Source organism: Microbacterium sp. NPDC056736, from assembly GCF_042790415.1.
In the GTDB taxonomy this organism is placed as follows: Bacteria; Actinomycetota; Actinomycetes; order Actinomycetales; family Microbacteriaceae; genus Microbacterium.
The window spans coordinates 16,219-33,112 of record NZ_JBHTZE010000008.1; the positions used below are offsets into that span (position 1 = coordinate 16,219).

The window sequence follows — 16,894 nt, forward strand, 5'->3', positions numbered from 1 at the left end:
ACCGCCGCGCCCGCCTCCTGCGTTTCGCGCTAAGGCCACGTGCAAGCCGCCGCCCGATCGGTCAATAACTGTTCAGCGTTCAATGTATAGTCAGCGTGTGCTGACTATTGCTTCGCGGCTCGATGTGATGAACCGGCTTGGTCGGGCGATGGCGGATCCGACCCGCTCGCGGATCCTCCTGACACTGTTGGACGGGCCGGGTTATCCCGCGGAGCTCGCCCAAGCCCTGGATCTGTCTCGCACCAACGTGTCGAATCACCTCGCGTGCCTGCGCGGGTGCGGTCTGATCGTCGCCGCCATCGAGGGCCGCCGCACCCGCTATGAGATCGCCGACCCCCATCTCACACTGGGCCTCATGCATCTGCTCGACGCGGTCGTCGCGGTCGACGAAGGCGCGCCGTGCATGAACGAGACCTGCGAGTGCTGCGAATGAGCGAGGAGTGCTGCGGGCCGGACGAGCCCCGAAAGCCCTCCACGGTGCGGCGCATTGAACTCACCGGGATCGAGCCGAGCGCGGACGCGTGCTGCGCGCCCGAGCCGGCATCGGCGCCATCCACCGTCCATGTCGAGGGTGATGCCTGCTGCGGCCCCGCCGAATCGTCTGGCCCAGTTGCCGAGCATGAGGTCCGCCCGCCGTGGTGGCGCGACACCGCGCTGCTGCCCTCTGCACTCTCGGGCGTCTTCCTGCTCACCGGCTACGTGCTCGGGTGGACCGGCCTGCTCATTCCTGCGGTGGTGCTGCAGGCCGTGGCACTGCTCGCCGGCGCGTACACCTTCGTTCCGGGCGCGATCCGACGCCTGCTCCGCGGCCGGCTCGGCGTCGGATTGCTGATGACGATCGCCGCACTCGGCGCGGTTCTTCTCGGGCACGTCGGCGAGGCAGCGGCCCTCGCGTTCCTGTTCTCGCTCGCCGAGGCGCTCGAGGATCGTGCGATGGATCGTGCTAAGGAGGGGCTGCGAGCGCTGCTGTCACTTATCCCCGACACCGTCCGCGTCTCGCGGCTCGCGGGCGAAGTGACCGTTCCGGCCGCCGACGTCCGCGAGCTCGACATCCTCGTCGTGGGAGCCGGTGAGCGCGTCGCCACGGACGGTGTCGTCGTCGACGGCCGGTCGAGCCTCGACACCTCCGCGATCACCGGCGAATCGATCCCGGCCGAGGTCGGACCCGGGGATGCCGTAGCCGCAGGCTCGGTGAACGGCTCCGGCACGCTGCGCATCGAGGCGACCGCCGACGGGCGCGACAACTCCCTCACCCAGATCGTCACGCTCGTCGAGCAGGCCCACGCACGCAAGGGCGATCGTGCGCGGCTCGCCGACCGGATCGCCCGCCCCCTGGTCCCCGTCGTGCTGATCGCCGCCGCGCTCGTCGCCCTGTTCGGCATCCTCGTCGGCGATCCATCGACGTGGTTGGAGCGGGCGCTCGTCGTGCTCGTGGCGGCATCGCCGTGCGCGCTGGCCATCGCGGTCCCCGTCACCGTCATCAGCGCGATCGGCTCCGCGTCGAAATTCGGCGTCGTGATCAAGTCCGGCGAGGCCTTCGAGCGGTTCGGAACCATCCGCACCGTCGCGCTCGACAAGACCGGCACCCTCACGCGGAACGAACCGACGGTCGTCGACGTCCGCACGATCCCCGGTGTGAGCCGGGACGACGTGCTGTCGTGGGCGGCAGCGCTCGAAGCGTCGAGCTCTCACCCGCTCGCGGGTGCCATCGTGGCCGCAGCGCCGACGGTTCTCCGGGCGAACGACGTCGTGGAGCGGGCCGGGCACGGCATCACGGGCACCGTCGGCGCCAGCTTGATCCGGGTCGGCAACGACCGCGCCGTCGACCCCGCGGATCTCCATATCGCAGCTGAGGCAATGGCCGCCCAGGGCATGACGATCGTCGTCGTCGAAGCAAACGGGGTCGCCTGCGGCGTCATCGGCGTGCGCGACCAACTGCGACCCGAAGCGCCCGAGACCGTGCGGATGCTCGCGGCACAGGGAATCGACACCGTCATGCTCACCGGCGACAACGCACGCACCGCCCAGGCCATCGCTCACGAAGCCGGCATCGCCGACGTGCGCGCGGAACAGCTGCCCGCCGACAAGGCGACGGCGATCGAGAGCCTCGTCGCGCACCGACCGACCGCGATGGTCGGCGACGGCATCAACGACGCCCCGGCACTCGCGACGGCGACCGTCGGCATCGCAATGGGTGTGAGGGGGTCCGCTGCCGCCGTCGAATCCGCCGACATCGCATTCACCGGACATGACCTGCGCCTGCTCCCGGGCGCGATCGCCCACGCGCGGCGTGGGCGCCGCATCATGACCGTGAACATCGGCCTCGCCCTCGCGATCATCGTCGTACTGTTCCCGCTCGCGCTGTTCGGCGTACTCGGACTCGCGGGCGTGGTCCTCGTCCACGAGGTCGCCGAGGTCATCGTCATCCTCAACGGTGTCCGCGCCGCACGCCGCCCGGCATCCGTCATCAACACCAAGCCTCAGATCCCCGCACCCGCAGCGACCGCCGCATAACCCTCCCGCGCGGCGGACTCGCCGCAGCATCTGACCCGAGAGACCCGATGAAGACCCCTGTGAAGGTGACGCTGATCACCGCTGCCGTCGTCGTTCTGCTCATCGTCGCCACGATCGTGATGGTGCTGGTCAGCCGACCTGCCACGACCGACGCTTCGACACCCGCTGGCGAACTGCCGGCGACGCGGGCAGACACGCACGTCTTGGACGAGGTCGGGGCCGGCGCGCCGACGCTGGTCGAGTTCCTCGACTTCGAGTGCGAGGTCTGTGGCGCGCTCTACCCCTACATCGAGGAACTCCGCGCGCAGTACGCGGGCGATATCAATTACGCGTTCCGCTACTTTCCGTTGCCTGGGCACGCCAATTCCATGAACGCGGCCCTCGCCGTGGAGGCCGCTGCCCAGCAGGGGCGCGTTGAAGAGATGTTCCACAAGATGTTCGAGACGCAGTCCGAGTGGGGCGAGCAACGCGAATCGAAAGCGGCTTTGTTCCGCACCTACGCAGAAGAACTCGGGCTCGACGTGATGGCGTACGACGACGCGGTCGCCGACCCAGCGACCCGAGTCCGCATCGAGAACGACTTCAACGACGGTCGCAAGATGGGAGTGGGCGGCACCCCGACCTTCTACCTCGACGGTCAGCGGCTCGAACTGAACAGCCTCGACGACCTCACCACCGCCATCGATCGTGCCTTGGGGCGATGACGCCGAGGCTTGGCCGTGCGAACGGGGATCTAGTCCCGTCGCTTGACGACACCCTGCCCGCAATGTCGGCTTCGGAGCATGATGGCGTTGTGAAGGTTGAGCTGCTCTACATCGATGACTGCCCGAACTGGGTCGCCGCAGCTCGCAACCTGCGCAAAGCGCTCGATGCCGTCGGGCTGTCGCAACTCGAGATCAACTACCGCATGCTGGGGTCCGGAGAAGAAGCGGATCAGGTTCCGTTCGCCGGTTCGCCGACGATTCTTCTCGACGGTGCAGATCTGTTCTCCGCCGAGGGCAAGTCCTACATGGCGGCGTGCCGCCTCTACTCGACCCCCAGCGGCCCCGCCGGGTCGCCGACGACAGAGCAGCTCGCGGAGGCGATCGCAATTCATGGACGCTGACGCTCCCGTCCATTGCGCCTGTTGCGGCAGGACGCTGCCGCGCCGCAAGGTGCACGCGCTGGGCGACGGCGCGACCTTCGTCTGCCGGCGGTGCGGCCTGTGGATCGCGCTGCGCCTTCATTCGGACCCGGGCACCCGGCACAAGCGCGGCGATTCGTGACCGTGCCAAGCATCCCGTGAGCGCCATGTCTGATTGGCTGATCGTCGCGCTCGGAGTCGTCGCCGGAGTCCTGCTGCTGTGGGTTGTCCTGATCGGGCTGCTGTGGATCCAGCAGCGTCGGACCGGATCGACCGTCGACTGGCGCGCGATGATGCGGCTGGTCCCCGACGTGATCCGGTTGGTGAAGCGGCTCGCGACCGATCCGACGGTGCCCCGGGGAACGCGATGGTGGCTGCTGGCGCTGCTGGGCTACTTGCTGATGCCGTTCGACCTGGTACCTGACTTCATCCCGGTGCTCGGATTCGCCGATGACGCAGTGGTCGTCGCGATCGTGCTGCGGTTCGCGATCCGCCATGCCGGAATCGATGCCATCCGGCGCCACTGGCCAGGTACCCCGGATGGGCTCGCCAGTGTGCTCACCCTCGCCGGCCTTCCCTCCACACCGCCGCCCAACTGACCAGGAGTGTGAGGGGCCTGCCTCCGACAGTGAGAGGGTGGCAGACGTCGAACGCCTCCGGTCCCTCCGCTCGCTCTTTGCAGACTCCGCCCTCCGCTGCGCTGCGGGCTGCGCATAGCAACCGCTCACAGCGGGCACTGCGCCGCCCCCCGCCTGCGCGATTGCTGATTGTCGGAGCGAGGGTCAGAACCGAGCCGAGGCCGAACTAGACCGGTTGGTCTACCGCCACCGGCGCGAGGAGCGCGCCCACGAGGTCTGCGGCGCCGCGCTGCAGCGTCTTCACGGCGTGCGAGTACGTGTTGAGGGTCGTCTGAATGTCCGCGTGCCCGAGGCGTTCCGACACGATCTTGGGATGCACGCCGGCGCGCAGCAGCAGCGTCGCGTGGGTGTGCCGCAACTCATGCAGGTGCAGAGCATCGAGATCCGGGTGCGTCTCGACAGCTTTGGCGACCCGCTCCCGCCACTGGCGCGAAAACTGCGTCGGATTGTGCGGCTCCCCGTATCGATTGCAGAAGATCAGGTGTTCGCCTCGGGCATGCTCTGGCGAGACGGCACGGAGCATCTCGTGCTTCGCGCGGAACGCGTCCGCAAGGCGGGCATCGATGTCGACGTTGCGGACACGACCGCTCTTGGTTGCTCGGAAGTCGATCACCGGCCTGCTGCCCGCCTCCTTCACGTACGACATGGCGCGGGCGATCGTGATCACGTTGTTGTCGAGATCGAGATCCTTCCATCGGAGGCCGAGGATCTCGCCACGCCGCATCCCGGTGCCGAGAAGCGTCAGCCAGGCCAGCCACAGGTAGTCCCCCGACGACTCGGACCAATCGAGGAAGAGCCGTGCATCCTCCGCCGACCACGTCGTCATCTCCGGTGGCGCGGCCTCGAGCTTCGTCGGCGGCGACGCACGCTTCGCAGGGTTGAAGCGGATCAACCCGTCCTCGAGCGCGTGCTGCAGGACTTGCGAGATCAGCACATGGACATGCCTGACCGTCGCAGCGCCAAGAGGGTCCCCAACGTGACCGCGATCCTTCCGGCCTGTCCGCTCGAGCTGTCGATAGAAACGGTTGAGCTGGTCCTTGGTGATGTCGGCGATGGGCGCCCGACCGACCGACGACGGAAGCACGTGGACACGGAAGTGCTTGCGGTAGCCGGCGAGGGTGGTCGGGCGCACGCGCAGCGAGTCGAAGTACTTCTCGGCAAAGGCGTTGAAGGTCTCGCGCGTTTCGTCGACGTGGACGCCGCGACGGATGTCGACTTGCACCTCGACGAGCGCATTGAGCGCGTCTCGCTCGTTAGCGAACCCGCGCCGGAATCTGCGGACGGAGTCGCCATCGGGACGCTCGACCCAGTAGGCGACTCGGTATCTCGTCTCCCCCGACTGCGTCGTGTACGACGACACCGTGCCGTCCTGATTCGATCGCCGCTGCATCCGTCTTCCCTTCAGCCGATCGTCGGACCACCCGGAGTCGGCGCGTTGATCACCGGCCCCGTCGCCGACGGGTCAGGGAGATCCACTCCCGGCGCGAGACCCGCAAGACGAGCTCGGTTCATCAGCCGTGTCGCGGTGCTCTGACTGACGCCGAGGCAGTCGGCGACGGCCCTCAGCGGTGGCAGATTTATGGTGGCCGCTAGTCGGTACGTCGTTGATGCGTCCACCACGCTCGCAATGAGGTCGCGCCCCTCGCGTCTACGCATGCGCCGAATGTAGTCCCCGCCCGAGCAGATCGCGTGGTCCGGCTCCTCAACTGTGGAAACCTTCAGGCCACTCACTTGCAGAGCGGTTTGGACACGAACCTCTCGTAGGGTGAGGCTCGTCACCTCGTCACCTTGACCACTGCGAGTCACGCTGACCTCTGTCGCCACGATCCGGCCGAGGGCTGCATCGTATGCGGCGCTGACACGGATCTCGCCAGGGACGTCGGGCTCACTCCGCAACACGACGGTCCAACTCGCCGGGACGCTGACGCCGTTGCCCACCGCGACGCGTTCGTCGCTGACGTCGACGTTCTCGAGGTCCACCATGCACGCCAGTATCGCAGGCAGGAATTCGCTGAACAAGGTACGACATGACGCATTCATGACTTAACTGGCTCACGTTCGTGCTACCGTGTGCGCATGCGATGACATTGGTGGCTCACGAAGGAGAAGCAGATGAACCGCTCGCCGAACTCACTCGCTCTCACGTACAAGGACGCGGCCGCACTGGTCGGCGTCGAGTACCGCACCATCAAGCTCGGCGTCGAACGGGGCACGATCCCCACCGTGCAGCTCGGGCCGCGCCGGATGATCCCTCGCGCCGCGCTGCTCAGGGTATTCGGCGTCGAGCCCTGACCTCGGCGGATCCGATCGTCATGGTCGACGCCCGCCTTCCCGCCGAGTGGCTGGGGAGCATTCGCATCGACAATCTGAGTGACCGCGCCTTCCGCGTGCTCGCCGGCGCGCTGATGTGGTGCAACGGGCAGGGCACGGATGGCGCGGTACCTGCTCGGTACCCCAGATACCTGCACCCCGACGGCGACGACCCGGCCGCGTTCGAAGAACTCGAGCGGGCGGGCCTCTGGGAGCACACAGACGATGGCTACCACCTCGTCGGCTGGACGAGCGCGCTCCGACAGTCCACGGCCGAGGAGGTCGAACGGTACCGCGATGGCGCGAGACGTCGACAGAAGGAGTATCGCGACCGGCAGCGCGCAACGACGGCCACTTCCCCGCCTCGCGGGATCGGTGGGCGATCGAGGCCGGACGTGACGCATAACGCGACGCGTGACGTGACGGCGAACGTAGGCTCAGGCTCGTTAACCGAGGCGATGAAGCAGAAGAGCGCCTACGCGACGCGTGACGCGACGGGCCACGTCACGCATAACGCGGACTCGCCGTTCTGCGCGAAGCACCCGGGCGGCACCTCCGAGCCCTGCGGCGCGTGCGCCCGCGCCAGGACCGCGCAGGAGGCGCGCCAGAACCGGCTCACGATCCGCGGCTGGGACTGCACCGTCGACGGTCACAAGCTCGTCACCGACGGAACCTGCGCTGTCTGTGCCTTCCGCCCAGACAGGTCAGTGGCATAGCAGGCCTGGTGTGGCTACCCCGGACCCTGCTGGGCCGGATCAGCCGAGGGAGCCAACTCGGCGCCGAGGGCTGCCGAGAAATCGAGGGACCAGCGCAACCATGACGACCATCGCGACGAGCTCGACGAGCGTCTGAGTAACCACGACCAGTGGGGCGACCGCGAATGACGATGGCAATGCGAGAGCGAGAGGGAGCACGACGAGCGAGTTGCGGGTGACACCACTGAACACGACTGCCCGCATGCCAGGAACGTCCAGGCGTGCAACCGATCCGACGAGCACGCCGAGCGGCCCAGCGAGCAGCACGAAGGCGACATAGATCGGAACGACACTGATCAGCTGACCAAGGGCACCAGCGACCGCGTACACCTGGGAGCCCACGACGACAGCGAGTGTCAGCATCATGAGCGGGACCATCGCGGCTAGTGCAGCGTGTTCGACGGCGCGGGCGGCTCGCCACCGCTTCGCGAGCAGTTGCGTGATCACGGCCATCGCGAGCGGCAACACGATGAGATGCAGGAACGCCTCGACGAACGGCCGGACCTCGAACGCCGAAACGACGTCCGGTCCCGCCATGAGCCACAAGTACACGGGCAGGAGCAGAATCTGCAGGAACATCAGAAGTGGCGTCGCCGCGAGCAATCGCTCCTTGGCACCACCCGCTAGCCCGGCGAAAACGATCACGTAATCGACACACGGCGTCAGCAATACGAACAGCACGCCAACGAGCAGGGCCTGATCGGTCGCCACGAAGCGACTGAGCGCGAAGACGACGACCGGTATGAGCACGAAGTTCAGCGCGAGCACGGCGGCGAGGAATCGCACATCCCGGAACGCCGCCCCGATCGCGGTGAACGGAACCCCGAGGAACGTCGCGTACAGCAGTAGGCCCAACGTCGGGTTGATCGCGAGTTCCAGCGGTTGGGCGAGGCCAGGCAGAACCAACCCCACGCCAACGCCGACGAGGATAGCGCCGATGTACAGCGCAATCTGACGGCGCTCCCACCAGGCGACGGCTCTCCTCATCTCCCCACCCTGCCGGGCCCGCCCTCCGCATTCAAATCTGCGGGATCACTCAACAGTTGCATCCCGCGTCACCGCAGCCGGAGGCGGCTGCCCGCGCGCGACGACGTGCGTGCAGCCACCACAGCCCCAGAGCAAGTGCGGCCGATCCCGCCGCTGCAGCGATGAGCATCTGCTGGGCGATGGCCGCGCCCGCAACGGTGAGGAATCCGGCCACGATCAGATAAGGCAACGCGCAGCAGCCGACGCACGCGACAAGCGCGAGCGCCCCGGCCAGCTTTGCGGGCAACGGTGCCCCAACCGAGACCTGGGTTCGCTCACATCGTGACGGGTTCGAACTCATACCTGGCCGCTCTCGGCGATCTCGACGAACGGAATGGGGCAGTCAGGGCAGGTGCAGCCCTCGAGACTGGTGCATCCCGCTACGACGACCTGCTGCAGCGCGTCACGGATCGTGACGAGATCGTCGATCCGGTGCTGAACCTCGAGGATCTTCGACTCAGCTCGCGCACGGAGATCGGGCGTGACATGTCCGCGCCGACGGGTGTCGATCAGCTCGGCAACTTCGTCGAGGGTGAACCCGAGTCGCTGTGCTGCCTTGATCACGCCCAGCAATTGGACAGTGTCGTCCGGGTACGTGCGATGTCCGCCCAGCGTGCGCAACGGCGGCGCGAGCAGGCCGCGCCGCTCGTAGTAGCGGAGCGTCTGAAGGTTCACTCCCGCACGACGAGCGACCTCCCCGCTGCGCATCGTCACCGCGCGCTCCCGGCAAGACTCGTAAGTGCGGTGAGCAGGTCGCTGTACTGTGCGGGAACGCGGATGGTCATCGCGGTGTGATCGCCATCGGGATCGACCGTGAAGTCGAAGAACGAGCAGCACGCCGCCTCTCGTGCGGCCAGATCCCGCGCCGTCTCTAGCCGGTCTCGCGGAAGCAGCACCCGAGCAACCGTTAGCGAGGTTCGCTCGACCCCCTCGACGGCTGTGGCGAACAGCTCGGCGAACTCGGTGACACGCAGCGGCCGCGCCGCCGTCGGCAGAGTGCACGCGTCCGGTGACTGCGCGAGGAGGTTCTCGAACTCGATCATGCCTCAACGGTAAACCTGTACCTGAGTACCGGATACAAGCGGGGTTCTCGAGATTGTCAGCCATGGTCTGGCGCGACGGCGGCGAGTAGATCCGCGCCGAGCTGCGAGCGCCTGGCGTTGTGCTCGCAGACGAATAGCACGGTGGGAGAGTTGGTTATGCGGGAGCCCAGCGGGGAAGGGTGGGCTCCGAACCACGCCTGCGTCGCCGACCGTGCGACGCCCCGTGTGACCCAGCCGGTGTGATGTAAGGCAGATCGTTGATCTGTCGATGGCCGCCGCACGGGTGGCTAGGACTCTGGGATCCCGCGCATCGATGGCGTTCGCGGTGGTAGTGGTTCTGCTCGTACTCGCGGCGGGATTCTCGTCATGCGCCGCTGATCCGTTTGTAGCTCCACCAACCGTGAGCCTGGCGCGAATCGGGCGCGCCTTCGGACCGTGCATCGGTGAACCTCACGGAGAGTTGATCTGCCGTAGGTGGTCGGCGAAGTCTGCGCGCGCGTTCCGTGCTCGAGATTCAACCGCGACGAAGCCGTCAGGCCTGACGAGGTAGCACCCGTCGGGGCGAAGTCTGTGGTTTCGTACGACGGGAAAGAACAGCACCCGCAGCCCGAGACGGGCGCCGACGCGGCGGAGCGCGCGGCGATCGACGCCGCCGTATCCGTGCACCTGCCAGGTCATCGTGCGCAGCGACTCGTAGTTGTCGCCGTTCCATGGGAGGCGACGGCCGACTACCCGTCCCCGCCGTCCGCGCGCGGCGGTTCGCTGCTGCTCACTCATCCAGTAGTGGATCCGTGTCTGCGACAGATACTCGAAGATGCGCGGCGATCGGACGACTCGTGGCACGAGCGACGCGCCGATGGGTGCTGCGAAGCGGACGACGAATCTCCGGAGAGCTCTCGCGACCGGCCGGTCGGATGTGATCATCGCGAACATGGCATCGGTCGTGGAGACGAGCCTTCGCGCAACCGGCCTGCGCTCAGCGGAGTACCGGTCGAGATAGGCATCGCTCGCCCTGCCCGCAACGACGTCGGCGATCTTGCAGGCGAGGTTGTGAGCGTCCTGGAGGCCCGTGTTCATTCCCTGAGCACCCACCGGGGAGTGGACGTGGGCCGCATCGCCTGCGAGGAACACAGGGCCGTCGCGAAACCGGGCCGCTACGCGGTGGTGGACGCGGTACGTCGAGAACCACCGCGAAGACCCGTACGTGACGGCAAAGACGCGCCGAAGCATGCTTCTCGCGGAACCCTCGGTGACGGCCTCTGCGGGGCCGCGAACCACGCCGAGCAGTCGATGGTCGGCCTCGCCGCCCATCGGAAAGGCGAGGAGGAAGTCGTCCACCCCGAATCGCAGATTGATCGCATCCGCGGGCAAGCCTTCGACCTGGGTGGCATCGGCGACGTAGAACGTGTGCACGTTCGTCTTGCCTTCGAACGGGATGTCCAACAGTTCCCGCACCGCCGACGACGCACCGTCCGCACCGACACAGAATCTTGCACGGACCACGCCCACCTCGTCCCCGTCGGTCACGCAGTCCAGACGGCCGTCGGCCGTCACTGTCATCGACTGAAGCCGATGGGACCACCACACGTGCCTGCCGGCCCGCTGGAGGTGGTCGACCAAGAGGCGCTCATTCCTGCTCTGCTCGAGCACGTAGAGGTGGGGATACGGCGTCGTGCCGGTCGCGAGTCGCTGAAGGTTGATCGCCCGAAACCTCCGGCGCTCGAAGCCGGGAACGATCTCGCTCGCGATCTCCGCCTCGGCAAGCACCTGATCAACGAGACCGATCTGGTCGTAGATCTCCATCGTGCGGGCCTGCAGGACGAGCGCGCGAGACTCGCGCGTCGGAGCCGACTTGCCATCGATGATGATGCAGCGCACACCTAGCGTCGCGAGGCAGGTCGCGAGCATGAGCCCGGTGGGGCCGGCGCCGACGACGAGCACATCCGTTTCGAGTGCGTCCGTCATGCCCGCCTCCTCCCTCGCGTCTCGCACAGCAAGTCAAGCGTGCTCCGGCGATGCGTGAAAGAACCCAGCGGCGGACCTCGGCGCTACTACGAGCCAACCGATCCAGCCAGCCCAACCGACGAATTGACCCACGTCGGCAGATGCGACTGATCACGAACGATCCTGGGAAGCGATTAGAGGCAATGCACGCAGGCACTCTGGAGTGGCACGCTCGGATACCTTGAAAACACTGGAATCGCATGTCAACCTGGTTACATGGCTCGCGGACGCCGGAACGCAAAGCGAGAGGCAGCCCTCGTCCGCAAGACCGAGGACGAGGAACATGCCGTCGCGGAGCGACACGCTGCTGACGCCAGAGCCGTGTTGGAACGGCGACTCCTCAAGCGCTGGGGTAGCGCACGCGGCGCTCTGGAGCGGCTCGGATCTGTCTCACGAGAGTTGGAGCGCCTGCACCGCGAAGAAGCATCGCTTCTGCGAGAACGCGATGACCTAGTCGATCTCCTCCGCTCGACTGGCCAGAGCTGGAACGTCCTCAGCGCACGAACCAGGCTCAGCCGCCAGGCTCTGATGAAGAGAACCACTAAGGCCTCGCCACCGGCAGGGTAGGACACAGCCGTCGGGAGCGTCCGGGGATCCATCCAACCCTGTCCGACTATGCAAGAATCTACGTATGAATGCAGATAGTCGACTAAGCAGCGGACTGGCCGATGGCGAATTCGTCGAACTGGCAGTGGAAGTGTTCGCGATGCTGGCCGATGCGACCCGGGTTCGCGTGATTCTCGCGCTGCGCGAGGCGGAAGAGCTATCCGTTAACGAACTGGCTGATGTCGTCGAGAAGAGCCCGGCGTCTGTGTCGCAGCATCTGGCAAAACTCCGGCTGGCGCGGATCGTCTCCACCCGCCAGGACGGCACCCGCGTGTTCTACCGACTCGAGAACGAACACGCGTCGCAACTGGTACGCGACGCCATCTTCCAGGCGGAACACAGCCTTGGTGGGGTCCCACGCCACCACCGCGGCGACGAGGCGAAGCAAGAATCAGGCGTGACCGCGTGAGGCTCGTCGCTCTCCGCAACGTCGGCGTGCAGGCTGCACTGGCCTCTGCCGTGCTGTTCGGCGCCAGCACGCCGCTCGCGAAGATCCTGCTCGGCGACGTGAGCCCCTTCATGCTTGCCGGACTGCTCTACCTCGGATCCGGCGCGGGTCTCGGCCTATACCGGCTCGCGCGACGCGCGCCCCGAGTGCGGATTCATCGACGTGAATGGCTGCCGCTGGCCGGGGCGATTGCCAGCGGCGGAATCGTCGCGCCCGTGCTCTTGCTGGTGGGCCTGAGCGCGATGCCCGCATCGGGCGCATCACTCCTACTCAACCTCGAGGGAGTGTTCACCGCGGTACTCGCTTGGGTCGTGTTCAGGGAGAACGTCGACCGCCGCGTGCTGCTCGGCATGATCGCTATCGTGGCTGGTGCCGTCGTGCTCAGCTGGGACGGCAGCGCATCCTTCGCCGACGTCTGGCCATCCCTCGCGGTGATCGCCGCGTGCCTGGCATGGGGTCTCGACAACAACCTCACCCGAAAAGTTGCCCTGAACGACGCCACCTGGCTGGCCGCAGCCAAGGGGATGGTCGCCGGGCCGGTGAACCTGGCCCTGGCGTTTGCGCTCGGCGCCAGCCTGCCGGCGATGGGTGTCGTGTTCGGGGCGATGGCTGTCGGGGTGATCAGCTACGGAATCAGCCTGGTGTTGTTCATCGTCGCGCTGCGACACCTCGGGACGGCCCGCGCGGGGGCTTACTTCTCAATCGCTCCTTTCGTCGGCGCCGCGATCGCACTCGGCTTCGGCGCACCCCTCACATGGCAACTCGGTGCCGCCGCCCTTCTCATGGGCATCGGTGTTTGGTTGCACCTGACCGAACGGCACGACCACATCCACACCCATGAGCCCATCGAGCACAGCCACTGGCACACGCACGAGGACGGCCATCACGAGCACGCCCACGAGCCACCGGTACCGGTCGGCACCAGCCACCGGCACGCTCATGTCCACGAAGCCGTCACTCACAGTCACCCGCACTACCCCGACGCCCATCACCAACACCATTAGCTCCCCATACCCCTGAGGGGTATGGTGAGGATGGGAGAGATGACTTGAGTACTCGAGCCGCACGACGCGTTCCACTGCCGAACCTCGGGCAGTGGGCGTTGACCGTGTTGTTCGCCGCAGCAGTGATCATCGGGCTGTTGGGCATGCATTCGCTGACATCGGGGCACTCGGGGTCGGTGGCAGCGTCGAGCATGTCCATGGCAGCCGAGCATGGTCACGTTGCCATCTCCCACTCGCCTGTGACAGCGGAACCGGCATGTGCGGACTGCGGATCCGGTGGGGCGCACGAGGCGATGATCATCGCGTGCGTGCTCGGGTTGCTGGCTGCGATCGTGTTGATCGCCCGCTCGACGCCGAGCGTCGTACGAAGCCGAGGCCGCACCAGCGTCCCCGCGATGCCGTACCCGTTGATCGATGCCCCGACGCGTCCCCCCTCCCTGATGGAACTGTCGATCAGTCGTAGGTGAATCCCGACTCTCCCGGCCTCCACGGGCCGGGCCTGAGCCATGCCCGCTCGCGGGCAGTATTCACCGTTTCGATTGAGAAGGACAGATTGCTATGAAGAACTTCCGTACGTCCGGGTTGGCGGCCGTTCCGCTCGCCCTCGCCCTCGCTTTGGCGGGATGCTCTGGGGCCGGCGACAATTCGATGCCCGGAATGGACCACGGCGAGGGAGACAACACGTCGTCGGCGTCACCCTCGGTCGAGGCACACGGCGAGTTCAATGCTGCGGACTCCACGTTCGCGATGATGATGATCCCGCACCACCAGCAGGCGGTGGAGATGAGCGAAATCATCCTCGGCAAGAGCGAGGTCGATCAGCGCGTGTTGGAACTCGCACAGCAGATCAAGGACGCGCAGGCTCCTGAGATCGAGCTGATGCAGTCGTGGCTCCGCAGCTGGGGGACGCCATCGGCGGGAGACATGGATCACGGTGACGGGATGATGTCCGAGGACGACATGACGGCGCTGGAAGCCGCGAATGGCGCCGGGGCGGCGCGGATCTTCCTCGAGCAGATGATCGTGCACCACGAGGGTGCGATCGAGATGGCGCAGGCCGAACTCGAGGACGGGATCAACCCCGATGCCCTCGCACTCGCGCAGACGATCATCGACGCGCAGACCACTGAGATTGCGACCATGCAGGACCTGCTGACCCAGATCTGACGCGCCCGCGAGGGGTGCCGCCGCCGTGCGGCACCCCTCGCTCATCTAGAGCGGCGAGTCGAACCGCGTCCGCATTGCTCGGTGTCCGCCCGTCGCTTCGGCTCGCAGACGGTGCATGCAGCGACACCGCACATGTTGACGTCAGAAGGCAGTACCAACAGCTGCACTCCTACCTGTTGGCATCGACTTCAGTCGAACAACGGTCCGCGCGATAGCGCGCCAGTTACGGTCCTGCTCGCAGACCGCAACAGTTACCAACACTTATTGCTATAAATGTTGGTATACTGACGAGATGCCTACACGTGCCACCGACACGATAATCCCCATCGACGGGGTCTCCCACGAGACCTACGACTGGATGCCCCGGGCGCCAGAGATGCACTCGCGCGCCGAGGTGCTTCGCCAGACGGGACCGTACGACGCGATCGTCACGGCACCGATCCTGGACTGGGATCCTCAAATTTCGAGCAGTGTCTCCGCCGATGTCGAGGACGCGACCCGGGAGCTCGTTGCGTTCGACAGGCACGCGCGGAGCCGGTTGGGCACGGACAACCCCGCGCTAGGGCCAATGACGGCGATCCTGCTGCGTACAGAGTCGGCGTCGAGCTCGCAGATAGAACAGCTGACAACGTCGGCGAAGCAGCTCGCCCTCGCGGAGATCGACGAAGGCGACAAGGCGAATGCGGTTACCGTCATCGGCAACGTACGTGCCATGGAGGCCGCACTGCGACTGTCAGACGACATCAGCGAGGACTCCATCCTCGCGATGCACAAGGCACTGATGCTCCACCAGCGGGGCTTCGAGCAGGACGCTGGTCGCTACCGCTCCGAGCAAGTATGGATCGGCCCCGGAGAGGCTGGCCCCCGCCTAGCGGAGTTCGTAGCGCCCCATCACGACCGCATTCCGGGTGCCATCGCGGACCTTGTGGGCTTCGTGAAGCGCCAGGACATCTCTGTTCTCGTGCAGGTCGCCGTCGCACACGCCCAATTCGAGACCATCCACCCATTCCCCGACGGCAACGGCAGGACCGGGCGCGCGCTCGCCCAGTCGATCCTCCGCAACAAGGGACTCGTCGCGTCGACCGCGGTGCCGATCTCGGCCGGGCTCCTCGTCGACACCGACCGCTACTTCGCAGCGCTGACAACGTTCCGTTCCGGAGACGCAGGGCCGATAGTCAGCGAGTTCGCCTCGGCGAGCCGAATCGCCGCCGCCACGGGTACCCGGCTCGTCGACGATCTCGTGGCGCAACTGGAAGACTCTCGCCAGAAGATGAACGGCCTACGCTCGGATGCCGCCGCGTGGAAGGTCCTTCCCGTTCTCGTAGGTCAACCAGCGATGAACACGAAGTACCTCATGAGCACCCTCGGCTTGGGTGAGATGACGGCGCTTCGCGCGTTGGACGCTCTCGCCGATCGGGGGGTGCTGACGGAGAGCACGGGCAAGAGCCGCAACCGCGTGTGGCAGCACCGCGGGATCTTCGACGTGCTCGACGGCTACGCCGAGACGATCAGGCGGATGTCGGCGCGCTGAATTTCGACGTCGTCGTCGACGACGACGACGACATCATCATGATCGTCGTCTTCATCGCGATCATCATGATCGTCATCTTCGTCGCGATCATCATGATCGTCATCTTCGTCGCGATCATCATCGTCGTCATCACCATCATCGACATCGCCGCAACGGCAGCGGCATCCCCTCGGAGGCTTCGCGGCGGCCTCGGCGTCGGCGGTCTCGGCGCCGGCAGCCCCGGCACCGGCAGGCTCGGCGTCGGCAGCCTCGGCGCCGGCGTCGGCGCCGGCGTCGGCAGCCTCCGCGCCGCAGGTCTCGCCGTCGGCGGCTCTGCTCGGCGTTCGACCAGGTTGCGTCCCAACAGCGCTCGGTGCAGGGCACGCAATCAGGCGACCGCGGGCAGCAGATCAAAAGTCGACGGAGTCACCGCGCGGACCCCATCGAGGCCGGAGAGCGAATTCGACAGCGCACCCCACTCTCCGCAGCCCGGGCAGGACCCGCACGCTCGCACCTGCTCAGCGAGCGATCGAGTTCGTGGCACAGTTAAGGCACATTAACCGGCGACACGCCGTGCATTTCGATGAAGGAACATGCTGGCGACCGTCAGTGGCGGCATCCCGAAAAGCGCGGAATTCCGCGGCAAAACGGCCCATTCGCGCCTCAGAGAATGAGAGTTCGAATCCCCCATCCTCCGCACCTGCGATCCCAGTGTTTTCAAGGGATCGTGCCTCATTCCAACTCTC

19 protein-coding genes are annotated in these 16,894 nt (G+C 66.4%); 13 read left to right on the forward strand and 6 right to left on the reverse strand.

Features of this window, described 5'->3' with window-relative positions; all coding sequences use genetic code 11:
* Positions 1-97 precede the first annotated feature (97 nt).
* The 5 genes from ACFRAL_RS14990 to ACFRAL_RS15010 all read left to right on the forward strand — a co-directional run bounded on the left by ACFRAL_RS14990 (position 98) and on the right by ACFRAL_RS15010 (position 4,236).
* Positions 98-433, forward strand: coding sequence for an ArsR/SmtB family transcription factor (locus tag ACFRAL_RS14990; RefSeq protein ID WP_378884343.1), 336 nt, complete (start codon positions 98-100; stop codon positions 431-433).
* On the forward strand, positions 430-2,514 hold the full coding sequence (locus tag ACFRAL_RS14995; protein ID WP_378884634.1) for a heavy metal translocating P-type ATPase: 2,085 nt from the start codon (positions 430-432) through the stop codon (positions 2,512-2,514). Before ACFRAL_RS14990 ends, ACFRAL_RS14995 begins: the two co-directional genes overlap by 4 nt.
* Before the next feature lie 65 nt (positions 2,515-2,579).
* Positions 2,580-3,218, forward strand: a complete 639-nt coding sequence (locus tag ACFRAL_RS15000) for a DsbA family protein (RefSeq protein ID WP_378884346.1) — start codon at positions 2,580-2,582, stop codon at positions 3,216-3,218.
* 62 nt (positions 3,219-3,280) lie between these two features.
* Positions 3,281-3,619, forward strand: a complete 339-nt coding sequence (locus tag ACFRAL_RS15005; protein ID WP_378884349.1) for a thioredoxin family protein — start codon at positions 3,281-3,283, stop codon at positions 3,617-3,619.
* 185 nt (positions 3,620-3,804) lie between these two features.
* Positions 3,805-4,236: a YkvA family protein gene (locus ACFRAL_RS15010; protein ID WP_378884637.1), complete on the forward strand. Its 432-nt coding sequence runs from the start codon at positions 3,805-3,807 to the stop codon at positions 4,234-4,236.
* 205 nt (positions 4,237-4,441) lie between these two features.
* On the opposite strand, the gene ACFRAL_RS15015 is transcribed toward ACFRAL_RS15010, so the two are convergent.
* Both ACFRAL_RS15015 and ACFRAL_RS15020 read right to left on the reverse strand, forming a co-directional pair.
* The gene (locus tag ACFRAL_RS15015) at positions 4,442-5,665 is read right to left on the reverse strand and encodes a tyrosine-type recombinase/integrase (RefSeq protein WP_378884351.1); all 1,224 of its coding nucleotides are present in this window, start codon (positions 5,663-5,665) and stop codon (positions 4,442-4,444) included.
* A gap of 11 nt (positions 5,666-5,676) precedes the next feature.
* Positions 5,677-6,258 (reverse strand): hypothetical protein, encoded by a 582-nt coding sequence (locus tag ACFRAL_RS15020; protein WP_378884354.1) that lies wholly within the window; start codon positions 6,256-6,258, stop codon positions 5,677-5,679.
* Between the two features lie 129 nt (positions 6,259-6,387).
* On the opposite strand from ACFRAL_RS15020, the gene ACFRAL_RS15025 reads away from it, so the two are divergent.
* Both ACFRAL_RS15025 and ACFRAL_RS15030 read left to right on the forward strand, forming a co-directional pair.
* Positions 6,388-6,567, forward strand: coding sequence for a helix-turn-helix domain-containing protein (locus ACFRAL_RS15025; protein ID WP_378884357.1), 180 nt, complete (start codon positions 6,388-6,390; stop codon positions 6,565-6,567).
* Between the two features lie 20 nt (positions 6,568-6,587).
* The gene (locus ACFRAL_RS15030) at positions 6,588-7,301 is read left to right on the forward strand and encodes a hypothetical protein (protein WP_378884360.1); all 714 of its coding nucleotides are present in this window, start codon (positions 6,588-6,590) and stop codon (positions 7,299-7,301) included.
* Positions 7,302-7,340: 39 nt separating this feature from the next.
* Here the strand turns inward: ACFRAL_RS15030 and ACFRAL_RS15035 are convergent, their stop codons facing one another.
* The 4 genes from ACFRAL_RS15035 to ACFRAL_RS15050 all read right to left on the reverse strand — a co-directional run bounded on the left by ACFRAL_RS15035 (position 7,341) and on the right by ACFRAL_RS15050 (position 11,374).
* Positions 7,341-8,327, reverse strand: a complete 987-nt coding sequence (locus ACFRAL_RS15035; RefSeq protein WP_378884363.1) for an arsenic resistance protein — start codon at positions 8,325-8,327, stop codon at positions 7,341-7,343.
* A 336-nt stretch (positions 8,328-8,663) separates the two neighbouring features.
* The gene (locus ACFRAL_RS15040; protein ID WP_378884640.1) at positions 8,664-9,074 is read right to left on the reverse strand and encodes a MerR family transcriptional regulator; all 411 of its coding nucleotides are present in this window, start codon (positions 9,072-9,074) and stop codon (positions 8,664-8,666) included.
* Positions 9,075-9,076: 2 nt separating this feature from the next.
* Complete coding sequence (locus ACFRAL_RS15045) at positions 9,077-9,409, reverse strand: hypothetical protein (protein ID WP_378884366.1); 333 nt, start codon at positions 9,407-9,409, stop codon at positions 9,077-9,079.
* A 450-nt stretch (positions 9,410-9,859) separates the two neighbouring features.
* The gene (locus ACFRAL_RS15050; protein ID WP_378884369.1) at positions 9,860-11,374 is read right to left on the reverse strand and encodes an FAD-dependent monooxygenase; all 1,515 of its coding nucleotides are present in this window, start codon (positions 11,372-11,374) and stop codon (positions 9,860-9,862) included.
* A gap of 670 nt (positions 11,375-12,044) precedes the next feature.
* Between ACFRAL_RS15050 and ACFRAL_RS15055 the strand changes: the two genes are divergently transcribed.
* The 6 genes from ACFRAL_RS15055 (at position 12,045) to ACFRAL_RS15080 (ending at position 16,708) form a co-directional block, all read left to right on the forward strand.
* Positions 12,045-12,428, forward strand: coding sequence for an ArsR/SmtB family transcription factor (locus tag ACFRAL_RS15055; protein WP_378884372.1), 384 nt, complete (start codon positions 12,045-12,047; stop codon positions 12,426-12,428).
* The gene (locus tag ACFRAL_RS15060) at positions 12,425-13,471 is read left to right on the forward strand and encodes an EamA family transporter (protein WP_378884375.1); all 1,047 of its coding nucleotides are present in this window, start codon (positions 12,425-12,427) and stop codon (positions 13,469-13,471) included. Before ACFRAL_RS15055 ends, ACFRAL_RS15060 begins: the two co-directional genes overlap by 4 nt.
* 122 nt (positions 13,472-13,593) lie before the next feature.
* Complete coding sequence (locus tag ACFRAL_RS15065; protein WP_378884642.1) at positions 13,594-13,938, forward strand: DUF6153 family protein; 345 nt, start codon at positions 13,594-13,596, stop codon at positions 13,936-13,938.
* A gap of 91 nt (positions 13,939-14,029) precedes the next feature.
* A complete protein-coding gene (locus tag ACFRAL_RS15070; RefSeq protein WP_378884378.1) occupies positions 14,030-14,638 on the forward strand; it encodes a DUF305 domain-containing protein in 609 nt (202 codons plus the stop codon).
* Between the two features lie 292 nt (positions 14,639-14,930).
* Positions 14,931-16,169 (forward strand): Fic family protein, encoded by a 1,239-nt coding sequence (locus ACFRAL_RS15075; RefSeq protein WP_378884381.1) that lies wholly within the window; start codon positions 14,931-14,933, stop codon positions 16,167-16,169.
* A gap of 65 nt (positions 16,170-16,234) precedes the next feature.
* Entirely contained in the window at positions 16,235-16,708 is a 474-nt protein-coding gene (locus ACFRAL_RS15080) for a hypothetical protein (protein ID WP_378884383.1), read from the forward strand.
* The last annotated feature ends 186 nt before the right edge of the window (positions 16,709-16,894 follow it).